Below are 16,696 nucleotides of genomic sequence, written 5' to 3'. Positions count from 1 at the left end.
CACGTTAGCTCCACCCCGTGATATCCATCGTCTCGTTCTCCTGGTAGGTGCGATACGATAGCACGAGCGCGAACGCGGTCATTCCGAAGTTGATGACGATCGCCGTCAGCACCAGTGCCTGGAGCAGCGGGTCCGCGGTCTCCGGAAACGGGGCCTCGTGGGTGACCAGTACGGGAATCAGGTCGTGGGTCCCGACCTGGATGCCGCCCATCGAGATCAGGTAGACGTTCGCCGCCTGCGAGATGACCGCGAGTCCCCAGACGACCTCGATCACGTCATCTCTGAGGAGCAAGAACGTGCCCAGCGCGAACAGCGCACCGACGGTGACTGCGATCGCGAGACTCATTGGTCACCCACCACCGAGAGGATCGTCAGCAGGCCCCCGACGACGACGCAGTAGACGCCGACGTCGAAGACGAGCGCCGAGGCCAGTTCCACGTCGCCGAACAGCGGGAGTTCGACGTGGACGAACGTCTGAGAGAGGAACGGCTCGCCGAACAGCAGGGGCGCAGTGCCGCTTACGAGCGCGAGAACGAGGCCGAACGTGAACAGGCGGCGGTAGGCGACGACGGTTCGGTGCTCGAAGATACCGGTATAGGATTCGACCTCCCGCCCGAGGACGCCGATCTCGAGGTAGTCGAGGCCGTAAGCCACGTACACAAGCGCGAAGGCGACAACCGTCAGTACCCCCGCGATGAAGCCGCCGCCGGGGAGGTTGTGGCCCTGGAGCAGCAGTTCGATGGCGACGACGAGGATGATCGGGACCACCACGCGGGCGGTCGTCCGCATGACGATCGTGGTCATCGGCCATCACCCCGGGCGCCCCGGTCGTCACGCTGATCTCGTCGGTCGTCACGCTGATCGGGGTCGTCGCGGTCTTCACCGTGGCCGCCGCCGTCGGTTCCCTGCTCCTCGCCGTGGCTCCGCATTCGGATCAAGACCAGGACCGAGAGCGCAGCGAGCGCGATCACGACCAGTTCGCCGAGCGTGTCGAACGCGCGAAAGTCCGTCAGGATCACGTTGACGACGTTGGTTCCGCCGCCGCCCTCGACCGCGTGGTCGACGTAGTAGCGAGCCGTCTCGCTGAGTGGGGTCCCGGATTCGGGCGCGGCGACGAGTACGGACAGGAACGTCGTCGAACCGACGAAGACGGAGAAGGCCGCGTCCCTGACAGCGACGCTCACCTCGAGCTCGCTGTAGAAGGCGGGCACCTCCTCGATGACGAGGAGGAAGATGAGCAGGATCAGCGTCTCGACGACGAGTTGCGTGAGTGCGAGATCTGGCGCGCTCGCGAGGATGTAGAAGACGGCGACCATGAATCCGAGGATTCCGAGGGTCAACACCCCCGTGACGTGTGAGTCGGCCGTCGTGATCCTGAACGCCGCGACGACGGCGACGCCGAGTACCAGCGCCATCGCGGCCGGCACTCCTGGGTCGCCCAGCGCCGGCACCGGGGCCGAGGCGGCGACGAAGCCGCCCAGCGTGAGCGCACACGTTGCGCCGAGCACCCACTGGACGTAGGTCCGGATCAGTCCGTTGTGGACGAACCGACCGAAGCGCTCGCTCACGCTCTCGATTCCCGTCAGCGATCGCGCGTAGAGCGCGCTTGGCTGGAGCGCGCTGCCCGCGGCGACGAGCGCGTCGACGCCGCGTCGAATGCGGTCACCGAACGGGAACGCGGTGACGCCGCCGACGACCGTACCGATCGACATGGCAACCGGGCCGGTGAGTTCGGTGGGGATCGGCGCGTGGACCTCGAGCGGTTCGACGGCCGTCACCGCCGCGGCGTCCTGAACGATCAGGTCGATCGCGACCTGGGGTACAGCGCTGACCACCACCGCGACGCCGACCAGCACGGCCGGCGGGACGAGCAGGGTCACGGACGGCCGACGGACGTCGGTGATCGTCGACGGGCGTTCGCCGAAGAACATCGCGAGGAATCGAAGCGAGTAGAGAACGGTGAAAATGCTCGCGATGAGGGCGACGGCCGGATATAGCCACGCGAGCCCGCCACCGTCGGTCGCGGTCGTCCACGCCGCCTCGAACAGCAATTCCTTCGAGTAGAATCCGTTGAACAGGGGGATTCCCGCCATGCTCAGCGCCGCGATGACGGTGAGCAGGGCGGTCAGCGGCAGGTCGCGCCGGAGGCCGCCCAGTTCGTCGAGTCGGCGCGTGCCGACCTGATGGGCGACGATGCCGGCGACGAGGAACAGCGCGGCCTTGAACAGCGCGTGGTTCAACAGGTGAAAGACGCCTGCCTCGGGGCCGTAGTGAGAGATGAATCCGAAGCCGGCGACCATTAATCCGAGGTGGCTCGCAGTGGAGTACGCCAGAAGTTCCTTGATGTCCATCGCGCGCACCGCGAGCATCGCACCGACCAGCATCGTCACCAGTCCAACGGTCGTGAACACGAGCATCCACGCCTCGCCGAGGAACAGTTGGCGGAAGCGACCGATCACGTAGACGCCGACTTTCACCATCGTCGCCGAGTGGAGGAACGCGGAGACGGGCGTCGGAGCGACCATCGCGTTCGGCAGCCAGAAGTGCAGCGGGACCTGTGCCGACTTCGCGCCAGCGGCGACGGCGATCAGAAGGAGGGCGGGCACGAACAGCCCCCGCTCCTCGAGCGCGGCGCGGATCGCCTCGTCGTTCGCGAGGATCGTCGCGAGGTCGAACGTTCGCGACCCGAGCGCCGCTTCGCTCGCGACTGAGAGCATCAGCAGGCCAGCGAGCAGGCAGAGGCCGCCGCCGACGGTCACGAGCATCGCCATTCGGGCGGCGTACCGGGAGCCGCTCTCGTCGGTGTGGTAGCCGATGAGGACGAACGAGGCGACGCTCGTCAGTTCCCAAAACAGGAAGAGTACCACGATGTCCGCGGCGAACGCGACGCCGAGGATCGATCCCATGAACGCCAGTAACGCGGCGTAAAAACGCGGGAGGTTCGCCTCGCCGTGCATGTAGCCGGCCGAGTACAGAAAGATCAGCGCGCCGATGCCGCTGGCCAGCAGCGCGAACAGCAGCGCCCAGCCGTCGACGGTGAACCTGGCGGCGACGCCCAGCGACGGAATCCACGTGGCTGCGACAGTCCCCTGAGCCCCCAGTTGCGAGGCGACGAGGCCGAAGCAGACGACGGCGACTGCGGCGCCGACGTAGGCGACGGCCTCGCCGAGGAGCCGGTAGAACAGCGGGACGAGGGCTGCGGCGAGAAACGGGATCCCGATCGCGGTGAGAACGACCCAGAGTTGCGGTTCCATCCGATACCCTCTCGTTCGGCCACGGCCGACTTAAAAACCCGGACGGCGTCGGAATGTGAACGTAACTGTTGACGAGGAACCAGCTATGAGCGACTGTGCCACTGGCTGACAGACATTACCGACCGCAATGTACGTTTGGCGAGCGGCATCCTCGAGGCATCCCAACGTCGCGCTCTCGGCTTCGCGACCAACTCGCATGAGAACATTTACCATAGAGAGTCGAACTGACGCGTGAGCTTCACTCTCGAGGTGGATGTGTGAGAAATTCGATACAGCGGGGGAAACCACTATCCTGTTACCACTGGTAGTAGGTCGAACTCCGATCCGAATGGCCACCGAGTACGTCTTCATCAGCGACCTTCACATCGGCGGCGACCGGCAGTTGACGGCCCTCGACTTCAAAGACGAACTGCTCTCGTTTCTCGAGGGCCTCGAGGACGGGGACAGCGACATCGAGTTGATCATCAACGGCGACGCCTTCGGCCTCTGGGAGTACGCCGAGGTGACGGGGACGGACAAACTCGAGCGAGTAATCGAAGACCACCCGGAGGTGTTCGAACAGTTTCGGGAAACCGGCGCGGAGATCGATATCACGCTCATCCCGGGGAACCACGACTACGACCTCGCGTGTTATCCCTCCTACGTGGATCGGCTCGCGGAGTACAACGTCACCTTAGAGCCCGAGATCCGTATCACCCGCGAGGTCGCCGGCGGCACGATCTGGATCGAACACGGCCAGCAACACGACGCGAACAACCGGATGCCCGACTGGGGGAACCCGGCGGCACTCCCGGTCGGCTACTTCGTCGTCCAGCGGATCGTCGCCGCCGCCGGGCAGTACTCCGAGCGCGCAAGGGGAAACTGGCTCCGGGACATCCAGTCGGTCGCGCCGATGGAGGAGGTTCCGCGGTGGTTGCTCTCGAACTACTTCTACCGCGAGATGAGCCCGTTTCTGCGGGCGATCGTCATCCCCCTGTTGCTCTTTTTCAACATCACGCTGCTCTACCTGTTCGGCACCGTCCTCGAGTCGATCGGCCTGCTTCCCCAGAACTTTTTCACCGACAATCCGCTGGTTCGGGCGCTCGGCGTCGCCGATATCGTCCTCGAGCTCATCATCGCCACGAATATCGTCATCATCGCCGTGTTGCTCCTGCTCGCGATTCCGTTCTGGCTGTTCAGGCGGGACCTCAGACACACGCTCGAGCGTTTCGGCGTCATGTTGTCGGGAGTGCGCGTCGGCCAGGGCGACCAGCCGTTCCTGAATGCGGCCAGGGACACCTTCGAGTCGCATTCCGAGGTCGCGGTCTTCGTGTACGGTCACACCCACCGGGCGTCGCTCACGAAGTGGGGCGACCGCGTTGTGGTCAACACCGGAACCTGGTTGAAGAAGCTCCGGCACGTCAAAACGCGGTTCTCGCGGCTGCCGGGTATTTACTACCCCTCGTTCCGGCTGAACTACTTCCGGATCTTCCCCGAGGGCGACCGGATCGTCGTCGAGTACGAAGAGATCGAAACGGACCAGCCGCGGGATCTCACGTGGTTTCAGCGCCTGATCGCGCGTCGACCTCCCGCGCCGGCGACGATTCCCGAACGGACCGTGCTCGATCCCGACGGCGAGCTCGAGCTACCGGCGTCGGCGGTGACACCTGAAGGCGAATCCAGCCCCTCGCGCACTAACGAGGTCGATGACACCCGATCCGAAACCGACGACTGATCGATCGTGCCGACTTCGATCAGGGCCCGTAGCTGGACCGGATGACCTGTCCGAACTACCGATTCCGCCGCGAGTCGACTCGGCGGTATTCCCCGTCGCACAGAGCGTATCACCGCTCACGAGTCTCGATAAGCGAATGGGTCACAGCAAACAGTCGGTGAGCAGTCGATGAACGGCTGCTCACGTGATTCAGCTGAAACTTTCGGAATTCAACTGATCTCACGGGACGTGACCGACGTCTCGCATGTACTCGTCTATGGTTTCCGCGAGCTCCTCCGCGAAGACATCGTCGTTGATGTCGGTTTCGACTTCGATATGCTCGACATCGTCGCCGAGGGTCGTCCGCAGCGCATCGAACAGCGCTTCATCGGCCTCAGGATCGTGGAAATCTTCGCCCTCGATATCGATCGCCGAGACGCCCTCGAGCGGGAGGACGAGCGCGGTCGGTCCGGTCGCGTCGTTGAGTTTCTGGGCGATGATTTCCCCGAGTTCGGCGTTTTCCTCGGGCGTCGTCCGCATGAGCGTCACCTGCGGGTTGTGGACGTGGAACTGGCGTTCCTCGAACTCCTCGGGAACTGAGTCACGAGGGCCGAAGTTGACCATGTCGAGCGCACCGGTCGAGACGACCTGTGGAATCCCCTCGTCTCCGGCCGCCTCGAGTCGATCCGGACCGGCGCTCAAGACGCCGCCGACCAGCTCGTCGGCCCACTCGGTCGTCGTGACGTCGAGCACGCCGTCGACGACGCCCTCCTCTACGAGCGACTCCATCGCCCGTCCGCCGGTCCCCGTCGCGTGGAAGACGATCGTCTCGTACCCTTTCTCCTCGAGTCGTTCGCGAGCGGTCTGGACGCATGGCGTCGTGACGCCGAACATCGTGATGGCGATCGTGGGCCGATCCTCAACGTCTACGTCGGGTTCGTTCGCGACCATGCCGGACATCGCCAGCGCAGCGTTGGCGATGATCCGTCGCGACAGTTGATTCAGCCCCTCGATATCGGCGACAGAGTACAGCATGGCGATATCCCGGGGCCCGACGTAGGGCTCCGTATCGCCCGAGGCCATCGTCGAGACCATGAGTTTGGGGACGCCGACGGGCAGCGCCCGCATCGCCGCCGTCGCGATCGAAGTGTTGCCCGACCCGCCCAGTCCGAGGACGCCGTCGAGGACGCCCTCCTCGTGAAGTCGCTCGGCGATGGCGGTCGCACCCTCGCCCATCGCCTCGATCGCCTCGCCCCGATCCGCGTCCTCGCGAAGGTTCTCGAGGGTCGTCCCCGCCGCCTCGGCGACCTCCTTCGCGGTCGTTTCCGGGTCGACCGCCGATCCCGGTTCGCCCATGACGCCGGCGTCGACAATGTGAACGTCCAGTCCCTGGGCCTCGAGGACGTCCCTGGCGAAGCCGATCTCTTCGGTTTTCGTGTCCAGCGTTCCGACGATGACGACGCTCATGGCTCGGAGTCCCTCGGTTCGGCGACGCCGGTGGTCGGCGGTTCGCCGGCGGGAACGACCTCGCACTCGGGGAGCGAGCGCAGTTCGTCTTCCGGCCCCGGCGGCGCGTAGACGGCCAGGAGAACCAGCGGCTCCCAGCCGGTGTTTACCGTCCCGTGTTCGACGCCCTCCGGGACGAACACCATCTCGCCGGCCGCGATCTCGCGCGTCTCGTCGCCGACTTCCTGTCTCCCCTCCCCGCGAAGGACGTAGAGGGTCTCGTTGCTCTCGGGGTGCGTGTGTCGTTCGTGACCCTTCCCCGGTTCGAGTCGAACAACGCCCGCGCTGAAGCGGTCGCCGCCGGTGGTGTCGGGAGTGTGTAGCCACTTGAGGACCCCCCAATCGAACGTCAGGCTCTCGACGTCGTCCGGTTCGACGAAGTACGTTTGCGTATCCGTCATCGTTAGAACTCGATCGATTTGAATTCGCTGGCCTGGTTCTCGATTGCCTCTTCGGTCGGGAGTCGCTCGAGGCTCGACGCGCCGAAGAAGCCGACGACGCCCTCGGTGTTGTTCAAGACGTACTCGGCGTCGTCCGGCCAGGCGATCGGCCCACCGTGGCAGATGACGAGGACATCTTCGTCGACGTCTTTGGCGGCGTCGTGGTGGGCCTGAACTCGCTCAGCGGCCGCGTCGAGATCGAGCGCGGTTTCGGCACCGATGTCGCCCGACGTCGTCAGTCCCATGTGCGAGACGATCACGTCCGCGCCAGCCTCGGTCATCTCGCGGGCCTGCTCCTCGGTGAAGACGTACGGGCACGTGAGCATGCCCTGCTCGGCGGCCTCCCGGATCATCTCGACTTCCTCGTCGTAGCCCATTCCCGTTTCCTCGAGATTTTGGCGGAACTGGCTGTCCTCGTCGATGAGTCCGACTGTCGGGAAGTTCTGGACGCCCGAGAACCCGCGTCGCTTGAGGTCCTCGACGAAGACGTCCATGTTCCGGAACGGGTCGGTTCCGTTGACCCCCGCCAGCACGGGCGTGTCCTCCACGACCGGCAACACCTGCCGTCCCATATCGAGAACGATCTCGTTGGCGTCGCCGTACGGAAGCAACCCGGCGAGCGACCCTCGGCCGTTCATCCGATACCGGCCCGAGTTGTAGATGATCAGCAGGTTGACCCCGCCACGTTCGGCGAACTTCGCCGACATCCCCGTTCCGGCACCGGCGCCGATAATCGGATCGTCGTTCGAAACCGTCTCCTCGAGTCGTCGTACTGATTCCTCGCGTGTGAACTCCATGCTAAATGACACCACACTACAATTCATCAATCTTTCCTCGAGGCTGCAGAGGTCGTGGACAGAGGAGCACATCTCAGACGATATCGTCGGGGCGTCACGACCCATACCGTTTGATCGCCCAACTTCGCTCGGCTATCAGCAGTGAAGCGGCAACTACTGGTCAGGGCGGGGAGGAAGTCAGTGCGAACCCGCTTGCACGCAGCGTTCGATATCGGCCAGCGATTTCATCTCGAGGATATTATACGGCGCTCCGATCGACTCCCCGACCGCTCGAAAGGAGGGTAACGGATCGTGGGCATCGGTCTCCCCGTCGTTGTCGTGAAGGTGAACGAGATGGATGCGGTCGCCAAACCGATCGACGAAACGGTCGTAATCGATACCGCTGGCCTTCGCGTGGCCGACGTCGAGAGTGATTCGGAGCGCTGCGGGCCCGACGTCGACGGCCTCGAGGAACGACGCTAGACGCTCCGGGGTCGCGGTGAACCGGCGCTTCTCCCGTCTCGTGCGCTGGTTCTCGAGACAGAGCGGAACGTCGACGTCGGCCGCGTGACGGGCGCACGCACGAATCGTCTCGACCGCACGTTCCCTGACGTACGCGTGGACTCGCTCCGGATACCGTGTTCGTACGCTTCCGCCGTGGACGACGACGCCAACGGCGTCGATGGCGGCGGCGAAGTCGAGTGCCTCCGTCGTGGCGTCGACGACCGCCGATCGGAGTTGGTCGTTGATATTGCCCGGCGCGACATCGATATGGGGGGCGTGGACGGAGTAGGTCAGGTCGTACGTGCGAGCGACGTCTCGAAGTATCTCTGGAGCGGGGCCGTCCTCGCGTGCGTCGAGATACCCAGCGCGGAGTTCGACGTGGTCCAATCCCAGTTCGGTTAGAAATTCGGCAAATGCCCCAATGTCTTCTGCGAATCGAATGTCCATCGAAGCACCGAACCGAGGAGTCGGTTCAGACATCCGACTCGGTCCCTCCTCTGAGCCGATCCAACTGCGTCGTTCGACGTTTGCCGTCGTCTGGTTGCATAGTGTGACGATAACTAAATCGATAGTTAAGTCGAACTATGAGTGGTATATACCACACATACGTATCGGTCGTGGTACGGAGTGAACAGACGTTCGCTGCCCCGTTACGTACCACAATTATAATATTTCAAATACAACTACAGGAGCTACTATACCGTCTATGAGTACATCGACAGCGACGGGGAGTCGATTCGAACTCGGCAAGCACGACATGATGGTATTCATACTCGTCATGTCGCTCACAGGGCTTCAAAACGCCATCACGGAGGTCCTTCCGGAGTTCTCGCTCGGGCCGCTCGAGTTGGGAGTCGGCGGGTTCATCTTCATCCCGATCGTGCTCGTGTTGTTGTTCCGGACGTACTGGGCGGCGCTGGCGGTCCCGGTCGGCGAAATCGTGTTCGGTGAGATACTGCTCGGCGAGTTCGACGGACTGGGAGCCATGGAGGGATTGCTGTTGATCCCTGTCTGTTATTACTTTGCCGCGAAACTCCTGCAAGACCCCGAAAATAGCACGCAGTTGGCTATCGTGGTTTTCCTCGCGGAAGCGCTCGAGGAGTTCCTCGCGATGTGGATCGACGTCGGAAAGGTGTACGTCGGCGTCGAGCAACTCGAGGCGGTTCCCGGTCTGCCAGAGAGCGTCCTCGTGCTCGAGGGCGTCGATTTCATCACGCAGATGGCGATTACGGGCATCGTCTTCGGCGTGATTCCGGCGTTGTACTTGTATCCGAAGCTTCACGGAAAAATCGAGCCGTTGCTCGGGATGGAACCGTTCGAGGGGAGACGCGGGGCGTCGATGCGAAGCGGATTCTCCGTCACGGCGCTGGCGGCCATACTCGTCGCGTTCCCCGTTGCGCTCGCCGCCGAAGCAGCGAGCGAATCCGGCGGGGCCATCAACGTGATCTGGGAACCCGCGTTCCTCGAGACGTACGGACAGATGTTCATGGCAGTTCCCATCGTCCTCTCCGCAGTCGTGGCCGGCATCGTCTGGTTTAGAGCGAGCCGATCCCCATGAGAACGGCGAATTCACCCACCGACGCGAGTATCGTCGTCGACGACCTGTCGTTTCGCTACCCCGGAGCCGAAGACGCGGTCCTTTCGGGTGCCGATCTCGAGATCGAACCCGGGGAGTTCGTCGCCGTCGTCGGCGGGAACGGCTCCGGGAAGACGACGCTGTGTAAGTCCTTCAACGGGATCGTCCCGCACTTCTACGAAGGACAGATGGAAGGGACAGTTACGGTGGCAGGCCTGGACGTACCGAACAGTTCGGTTTCCGAACTGTCACGACACGTCGGTTACGTCTTTCAGGAGTTCGACAACCAACTCGTCAATCCGACCGTGTTCGAGGAAGTCGCGTTCGCGCCGATAAACTACGGCAAGGAGGACTACCGCGAGCGGGTTCATCGAACGCTCGATTTGCTCGAGCTCGACGGACTCGAAGACCGGTTCGTCTGGGAGCTATCGGGCGGGCAGAAACACTTGGTTGCGCTCGCCGCGTCGCTCTCGCTCGATCCGGAGATCCTCGTCGTCGACGAGCCCGCCGCACAGCTCGATCCGGTCAACGCCCGCGAGACGTACGACCACCTCGCCCGGCTCAACGAGGATCTGGGTAAGACCGTCGTCACCATCGAGCACCAGACCGAATTCATCGCCGAGTACTGCGAGTCGGTCGTTCTCGTCGAAGACGGGGCCGTCAGCTGGAAGCTCCCCATCGAGAAAGCGCTCAATAGACTGGGCGACTTGCGGTCACAGGACGTCCATCCGCCCCAGGTGACACGAATCGCCGAGCGCGTCTTCGACGAGCAACGGCTACCGGTGACGCTGCGGGCCGGTACCAACCGACTCGAGGAGTTACTCCCCGAGGAAATGCCAACGACGACCAGTGAAAGCAGCGGATCGCTCGATCGGAACGCAGATCCCGTCGTCTCCTTCGACGGCGTCTCCCACTCGTACCAGACGCTCCGAAGCGGTACTCGAGACGTTCTCGACGACCTATCGCTCGGGCTGTATCCCGACGAGCGAGTTGCGCTCCTCGGATCCAACGGCGCTGGTAAATCGACGCTCCTGCGGTTGATAACCGGACTGGAAACGCCCGACGAAGGGACTGTGACCGTCGACGGTATCGACACGGATACGGTCCTTCCCGAACGACTCGCCGAAGACGTCGTGTACGTCCACCAGAACCCGGAGGAGATGTTCATCGACGATGCGGTACGGGCGGATATTGCCCACTACCTCGCGGACAGGGACTATCCGGACACGGACGAGCGAGTCGACGAGGTGATCGACTTCCTCGACCTCGAGGCGGTCGCGGACCGCGACGGCCGGCTCTTGAGCGTCGGCCAGCAACGTCGCGCCTCGCTGGCGATCGGATTGGCGACCGACCCCTCGATCATCCTTCTCGATGAGCCGACCGGGAGCCTCGACCTCGCGAGCCGTGAGGAGGTCGGCCGGACGGTCGAACGGGCCGGGTCGCGCGTCGAAACCGTGATCATCGCGACGCACGACCTCGAACTCGCCGCCTCGTGGGCGACTCGCGTCGTCGTCCTCGACGGTGGCGACGTCATCGCCGACGGCCCGCCAGAAACCGTCTTTGCGGACCCCGAGGACCTCGAGCGAGCGAACCTCTATCCGCCACAGGTCGTTCGACTCGCCGCGGAACTCGGCCTCGATCCTGCGCCGTTGACCGTCGAGGCGTTCGTCGATCGACTCGATGTCACCGACGGGTCACGATCAGCGATGACCGAGGGCGCACGATGAGCTATTTAGACGGCCTTCGAGACGCCGCGTCGGTCGACGCGATCAAGAGCGACTTGCTCCGTACGGCCTACGAAAACGAGGGATCGTTTCTGCATCGCCTCGATCCGCGCGTGTTGTTACTGTGGTACTTCGTCTTCCTGTTCATTCCGTGGCTGTTCTACGACATTGGCGTGTTGCTTGGGCTATTAGCGTTCGTCTCTGTGCTCGCGGTCCTCTCGCAAGTCAGCCTCTTTCTCGTCGGGGTGATGGGGTTCAGCGTGGTCTCGACGCTCGCATCGTACGCGGTCGTAACCGCTGTTACCGGCGATGCGATCGCCGCAATTCAGGCGCTGATCCCGTTTACGCTGAAGCTGACGATCATCTCGGTGGCGAGCCTCGCCGTCTTCTCGAGTATGGGGCCGAAGACGCTCGCCCGCGGACTCGCCAGTCTCGGCGTTCCGCGCCAGTTCACCTTTCTCATCACGTACGGCTACCGAATGCTGCCGGTGTTGTTTGAGGAGTACCACGATCTGGTGAACGCCTACCGGTTGCGAAGCGTCGCACCGGATTCCCCGGGACGACTGCGCTGGCGTCACTACGCCTACCTGTTGAAACTCTCGGTGCGGGCGTTCTATCCCATGATATTCAACGTCGCAAAACGCAGTCGAGTGACCGTCGAAGCGATGGAGACGAGAGGGTTCTCGCACTCGCTGAACGACGAGGCGAGCAAGAATCTCCAGCTAGCAGACCTCCGAGTGCAACCGATCGACATCGTCTTTTTCGGCGGTTCGTTGACCCTCGTCGCCGCTATCGCATTCGTTCTGTAAGGTCCCAGTCCGATTCCGCCTTCCGTGTTGTCCTCTCACCCGAGCAACAGCTTGGGGCGGAAAACGACTGCGTGGTCGCCGCGAAACCGAGTGAGTTGATGTCAATTCACTCTGCTCGAATCAGCCGGTAAGTAGGTCTGCGAACTTATCATCGGTTCAATTCCGCCTCGAGCTTTTGGAGACAAATTTCTAACTGCCGCGAGGGCGGTTCGCTACGAGCGACTTCGCCATCCTGTTCTGGGAGCAAGCCCTCAATTAACAGTAGTTGGTAATACGGTTTCTTTATTCAGAGTTAGACGTGAAACTCACGGTAAGTACAGGTGACTTACGTACTGCTCAGTTACGGAGCTATGCGTTGGCGGTTACTCGACGAAACGGCCGACTGACTCGACGCGGGAGCCAGACAACGAACTGGACGACGGGGGTCAATCTACCCCACCGGGGCGGATCGGCACGATAGTGGCCCTTCTCGTGTTCGATACGGCCTTCGTGTTCCAGAAACTCGAGGGCTCGTTCGATCCGTGACTCAGTAAGGTCGAGATCAGTAGCAAGCTCCGGGGCGGTCCGTGGGCCGTCAGCGTTTTTCAAAGCTTGATAGATGACGTTCAACGTCTGCATCCGGAGCATTGTCTCTCCCCACTGCTCGTTTTCGAGGTCGGACATATATCCCGGCGTCGTCCGCGACGGCCCGTATCGGATGGTCGTCACGCCATCGAAGACGAACCAGAGCCCAACGAGACCGAAGAGACCGCCGACCCACGGAAGGGGGAACACAACCATCCAGTATACCCCGACAGCGACGATAGACGCCCCGTAGACGAACCAGTTCGTTCCCTCAGGTAAGTCGTAGAACTCATCGGCGACATCGTGTGCCATCATCAGACCAAACATGAGGAATAACGGAATAGCCGTTTGGAGCGTCATCTCGGTGAAAGCTATGAGAAGAACCAGTATACCAACTGTACCAACGATCGTCCGAAAATGGTCGTTCTCGTAAAGCAACGTGATACGATCGCCCATATGTCTATGAACGGACTCCACTTAGATAGTTGTTCTGTTGACTAGTTCACAATAACACATCCGCACACGTAGTTGCCGAATCACTCGATTTATCTTCAACCATATCCTTGAATAAAGAAACTGTGTTACTATCTACTGTTAAGACAAGATCAGAACTCCCAGTTTTCTTTCCGAACGCACCAACGAACTCTGATCCGTCCCGTTGCTTCCGGCTGGTCTCACTGACACGAACAAGACCGGACTCGACTCTCTGCTTGTTTCTCATAGTAGGGTTTAGAGGACTCTCAACCAAAATCATTGGAGGTTTCTGATAGTGTGGTGATATAGCCGTACTACAGAGTGCTGGGTCCGATATAGTTGCTTTCTACCGGAAGGATTAATTGAGAGATTGCTCAATCAATTATCGATGGCACAAGCGACGGAACGACTGCAACGATATCTCGAAGACGAACTCGGAGAGTGTCGCAGCGAAGATGTCGAAGAACGGCTCAACGAACTCAGCACGCTCGAGGAAGCGATTGGAGCGCAACAGGTCAACACCGAACTCGACGTTCTTTCAGCGCTGGCCAACGAGACACGCTATACACTCGTTCGCGTTCTCGTCGCCGCAGAAGCGGAACTCTGCGTCTGCGAACTGAACGCTGTCGTCGATGTGACCGAGAGTGGCCTCAGCCACGCGCTCTCAGCACTCGTCGAGGCGGGACTCGTCTCGAGCCGGAAAGACGGACGCTGGAAGAAATACCGAGCGACCAACCGCGCTGTCGCGCTCGTGACAGTCCTCGAAGGGAGCGTGAGCGATGAGTAACACGACCCACGAACACGGCCCGAACTGCGGGTGCGAGAGCTGTGGCGATCCACGGTCGATGGACTTCCTCGATAAGTATCTCACTGTCTGGATCTTTGGCGCGATGGCAATTGGTGTCGGTCTCGGCTATGCCGCTCCGTCAGTGACCCAACCGATTCAGAACCTCCACCTTGTCGAGATCGGTCTCATCTTGATGATGTACCCCCCGTTAGCGAAGGCAGACTACTCACGGCTTCCAACTGTATTCAGTAACTGGCGGGTTCTCGGGTTGAGCCTCATTCAGAACTGGCTGATCGGCCCGACGCTAATGTTCGGGCTTGCAGTCGTCTTCTTCAGCGGTCTTGTGCCCGGCCTACCGGCTCGTCCCGAGTACTTCCTCGGACTGATATTCATCGGAATGGCCCGGTGTATCGCGATGGTGCTGGTCTGGAACGAACTTGCGGACGGATCGACTGAGTACGTGACCGGCTTAGTCGCGTTCAATAGTCTCTTCCAGATCATCACCTACGGAGTGTACGTCTGGTTCTTTGCTCTCTTCCTTCCGCCGCTATTGGGCATGGAGACGCTTGTTGCCGGGATTACGACCTTCGATATCACGCCGATACAAGTGTTCAAAGCGATCGTGATTTTCCTTGGCATTCCCTTTGCAGGCGGGTTCCTCACCCGGTACGTCGGAACGCGAACGAAGGGCGAGGACTGGTACGATGACGAACTTATCCCGAAAATCGATCCACTGACGCTGATCGCACTGCTATTCACCATCATTGTAATGTTCGCCACGCAGGGCGAGAACATTGTCGCGGCTCCCGCAGATGTCCTATTGATTGCCGTCCCACTGACGATTTACTTCATAGTGATGTTCCTCGTGAGCTTTGGCATGGGTCGCGGTATTGGTGCAGACTACTCAACGACGACCGCAATCGGATTCACAGCGGCGTCGAATAATTTCGAGTTGGCGATCGCCGTCTCGGTCGCCGTCTTCGGCGTCGGATCTGGTGTTGCCTTTGCGACCGTCGTTGGCCCGCTCATCGAAGTCCCTGTCCTCCTCGCACTCGTCCATGTGGCACTGTACTTCCAGCGTGCGTTCGATTGGGACAGCTTTGAGACGGGGCAGATAGTTAATTCGACCAAGACAGCCGTCTCAGAAGACGACTAATCAACAGCAAATACATCATGAGTAAGGAAACTACACGTATCGCGTTCGTCTGTGTGCAGAACGCTGGACGTTCGCAGATGGCGTCTGCTTTCGGTGAGCGCGAGCGGAACGTCCGAGAGTTAGCCGAGTCCATCGAGATCACAACTGGTGGCACGCAGCCAGCCGATTCCGTCCACGAGGAAGTGGTTGAGGTTATGCAAGAGAAAGATATCGACCTCCGTACTCGAACGCCTCGAGAGATCACACACACCGATCTCCAAGACTGTGAATACGTAATTACAATGGGGTGTTCTGCAGAAGGAGTCTGTCCAGCCACATGGAGCGGTGAAAACCGTGATTGGGGGCTTGCTGACCCCCACGGAAAGGACCTCGGGACGGTACGGGAGATCCGCGATGAAATCGAGATCAGGGTCGATTCTCTGTTCAACGAAATAACTGGTGAACAACAGACCGATAACTAAGCCACCTGTATCTATCCCTTCAACGAGTACGGGAAGCGTTCTATAACGCGCTGGAGAATATACCAACTATACCGATCAGGACGGCTATATATCACTCTTAGTTATCCTATTGTGAGCGGGCGCGAAGCCATCGGCATGGACGAACTCGCCGATAGCACGCTGGAATCGAAACTACTCGAGACGATCATCCCCTCGCGGGCAGCGATTCCCGACGATCCGGGTCCCGGAAACTACGTGGTCGTCGACGTCGCTCAGTTTTCGACGACCGTTCCCGAACTTCTCGCAAACGGTGCGGAGTACATCTACGTTACCGAACAACGCGGGAACGAACCCGAATTCAAAGCGGCCCATCCTCGAGCGAAGATCGGTGGCGGCTCCGGCCCCGACTACGAGGGCGAACCCGGATACGACTTCTTCAACTCGCCGAGTTTCGTCCAGGACGTAGACGTCGACGGGCGGCCGACGGCGATGACGTCGACGAATGGCGGGAACGCGATCACCGACCTTCGACTCGCCGGCGGCGACAATGTCGACATCTACGTCGGCGGCCTGACCAACGGCAGGGCCGTCGCCGAGCACCTACGGGAGAGCGACCGCGAGACGTACCTCGTCGCCGCCGGATCGAACGGGAAACCCTCGCCAGAGGACACCGTCGGCACGCTGGTCATCGGTCATCACCTCCACGGGATCGCGATCACGGACGAACGGCGCGAGGCGTTTCGACAGGTCGTCCAGTACGCCAAAGGACCGAAGTACGAGAACAAACCCGAGATCAAGCGAACGGACCTCTACGAGTACACCCTCGCGTTCGATAGCCGTACCGTCGTGCCCAAACTCCAGGGTCAGCGATTGTACGATATTGCTTCGGCAGAGAACGATCTCGGCCTCCCGGCGTGCGATCTTGCTACAGCAGACGACGAAGATGATGCCGACGGAAAAGTGGAGACGTATTGACGCGGCGAGCGAAGTATG

At 61.3% G+C, this 16,696-nt stretch carries 16 protein-coding genes; 8 read left to right on the top strand and 8 right to left on the bottom strand.

The annotated features are described in order from the left end of the window. Nucleotides 1–4: 4 nt before the first annotated feature. From BM348_RS16820 to mbhE, 3 genes are read right to left on the bottom strand one after another with little or no spacing between them, the layout of a single operon-like run. Complete coding sequence (locus tag BM348_RS16820; protein WP_092906672.1) at nucleotides 5–346, bottom strand: sodium:proton antiporter; 342 nt, start codon at nucleotides 344–346, stop codon at nucleotides 5–7. Beyond that, entirely contained in the window at nucleotides 343–804 is a 462-nt protein-coding gene (locus BM348_RS16815) for an MnhB domain-containing protein (protein WP_092906670.1), read from the bottom strand. Before BM348_RS16815 ends, BM348_RS16820 begins: the two co-directional genes overlap by 4 nt. Then, complete coding sequence (mbhE, locus tag BM348_RS16810) at nucleotides 801–3,254, bottom strand: hydrogen gas-evolving membrane-bound hydrogenase subunit E (protein ID WP_092906668.1); 2,454 nt, start codon at nucleotides 3,252–3,254, stop codon at nucleotides 801–803. Before mbhE ends, BM348_RS16815 begins: the two co-directional genes overlap by 4 nt. A 328-nt stretch (nucleotides 3,255–3,582) precedes the next feature. Between mbhE and BM348_RS16805 the strand changes: the two genes are divergently transcribed. After that, on the top strand, nucleotides 3,583–4,968 hold the full coding sequence (locus tag BM348_RS16805; protein ID WP_092906666.1) for a metallophosphoesterase: 1,386 nt from the start codon (nucleotides 3,583–3,585) through the stop codon (nucleotides 4,966–4,968). 219 nt (nucleotides 4,969–5,187) lie between these two features. On the opposite strand, the gene BM348_RS16800 is transcribed toward BM348_RS16805, so the two are convergent. The 4 genes from BM348_RS16800 to BM348_RS16785 form a co-directional block, all read right to left on the bottom strand. Next, entirely contained in the window at nucleotides 5,188–6,414 is a 1,227-nt protein-coding gene (locus tag BM348_RS16800) for a Tm-1-like ATP-binding domain-containing protein (protein ID WP_092906664.1), read from the bottom strand. Further along, nucleotides 6,411–6,854 (bottom strand): cupin domain-containing protein, encoded by a 444-nt coding sequence (locus BM348_RS16795; RefSeq protein WP_092906662.1) that lies wholly within the window; start codon nucleotides 6,852–6,854, stop codon nucleotides 6,411–6,413. Before BM348_RS16795 ends, BM348_RS16800 begins: the two co-directional genes overlap by 4 nt. Before the next feature lie 2 nt (nucleotides 6,855–6,856). Beyond that, complete coding sequence (locus BM348_RS16790; RefSeq protein WP_092906660.1) at nucleotides 6,857–7,690, bottom strand: phosphoenolpyruvate hydrolase family protein; 834 nt, start codon at nucleotides 7,688–7,690, stop codon at nucleotides 6,857–6,859. 177 nt (nucleotides 7,691–7,867) lie between these two features. After that, nucleotides 7,868–8,653 (bottom strand): sugar phosphate isomerase/epimerase family protein, encoded by a 786-nt coding sequence (locus tag BM348_RS16785; protein WP_092906658.1) that lies wholly within the window; start codon nucleotides 8,651–8,653, stop codon nucleotides 7,868–7,870. Nucleotides 8,654–8,879: 226 nt separating this feature from the next. On the opposite strand from BM348_RS16785, the gene BM348_RS16780 reads away from it, so the two are divergent. From BM348_RS16780 to BM348_RS16770, 3 genes are read left to right on the top strand one after another with little or no spacing between them, the layout of a single operon-like run. Beyond that, on the top strand, nucleotides 8,880–9,731 hold the full coding sequence (locus tag BM348_RS16780) for a hypothetical protein (RefSeq protein ID WP_092906656.1): 852 nt from the start codon (nucleotides 8,880–8,882) through the stop codon (nucleotides 9,729–9,731). Next, entirely contained in the window at nucleotides 9,728–11,476 is a 1,749-nt protein-coding gene (locus BM348_RS16775) for an ABC transporter ATP-binding protein (RefSeq protein ID WP_092906654.1), read from the top strand. Before BM348_RS16780 ends, BM348_RS16775 begins: the two co-directional genes overlap by 4 nt. Then, nucleotides 11,473–12,282 carry an energy-coupling factor transporter transmembrane component T family protein gene (locus tag BM348_RS16770; protein WP_092906652.1) on the top strand — a complete coding sequence of 270 codons (810 nt, stop codon included), beginning with the start codon at nucleotides 11,473–11,475 and terminating at the stop codon, nucleotides 12,280–12,282. The genes BM348_RS16775 and BM348_RS16770 overlap by 4 nt, the downstream gene beginning before the upstream one ends. Before the next feature lie 348 nt (nucleotides 12,283–12,630). Here the strand turns inward: BM348_RS16770 and BM348_RS16765 are convergent, their stop codons facing one another. Next, nucleotides 12,631–13,161 carry an HTH domain-containing protein gene (locus BM348_RS16765; RefSeq protein ID WP_245779513.1) on the bottom strand — a complete coding sequence of 177 codons (531 nt, stop codon included), beginning with the start codon at nucleotides 13,159–13,161 and terminating at the stop codon, nucleotides 12,631–12,633. Nucleotides 13,162–13,708: 547 nt separating this feature from the next. Here BM348_RS16765 and BM348_RS16755 point away from each other — a divergent pair. The 4 genes from BM348_RS16755 (at nucleotide 13,709) to BM348_RS16740 (ending at nucleotide 16,678) form a co-directional block, all read left to right on the top strand. Next, nucleotides 13,709–14,107, top strand: a complete 399-nt coding sequence (locus BM348_RS16755) for an ArsR/SmtB family transcription factor (RefSeq protein ID WP_092906646.1) — start codon at nucleotides 13,709–13,711, stop codon at nucleotides 14,105–14,107. After that, complete coding sequence (gene arsB / locus BM348_RS16750; RefSeq protein ID WP_092906644.1) at nucleotides 14,100–15,263, top strand: ACR3 family arsenite efflux transporter; 1,164 nt, start codon at nucleotides 14,100–14,102, stop codon at nucleotides 15,261–15,263. The genes BM348_RS16755 and arsB overlap by 8 nt, the downstream gene beginning before the upstream one ends. A gap of 17 nt (nucleotides 15,264–15,280) precedes the next feature. Continuing rightward, nucleotides 15,281–15,724, top strand: coding sequence for an arsenate-mycothiol transferase ArsC (locus tag BM348_RS16745; protein ID WP_092906642.1), 444 nt, complete (start codon nucleotides 15,281–15,283; stop codon nucleotides 15,722–15,724). A gap of 135 nt (nucleotides 15,725–15,859) precedes the next feature. After that, nucleotides 15,860–16,678, top strand: a complete 819-nt coding sequence (locus tag BM348_RS16740) for a 2-phosphosulfolactate phosphatase (protein ID WP_092906640.1) — start codon at nucleotides 15,860–15,862, stop codon at nucleotides 16,676–16,678. The last annotated feature ends 18 nt before the right edge of the window (nucleotides 16,679–16,696 follow it).

It is taken from the genome of Halostagnicola kamekurae (assembly GCF_900116205.1).
In the GTDB taxonomy this organism is placed as follows: domain Archaea; phylum Halobacteriota; class Halobacteria; order Halobacteriales; family Natrialbaceae; genus Halostagnicola; species Halostagnicola kamekurae.
The sequence above is the reverse complement of the archived record's forward strand: the minus strand, read 5'-3'. Positions and strand labels throughout refer to the sequence as shown.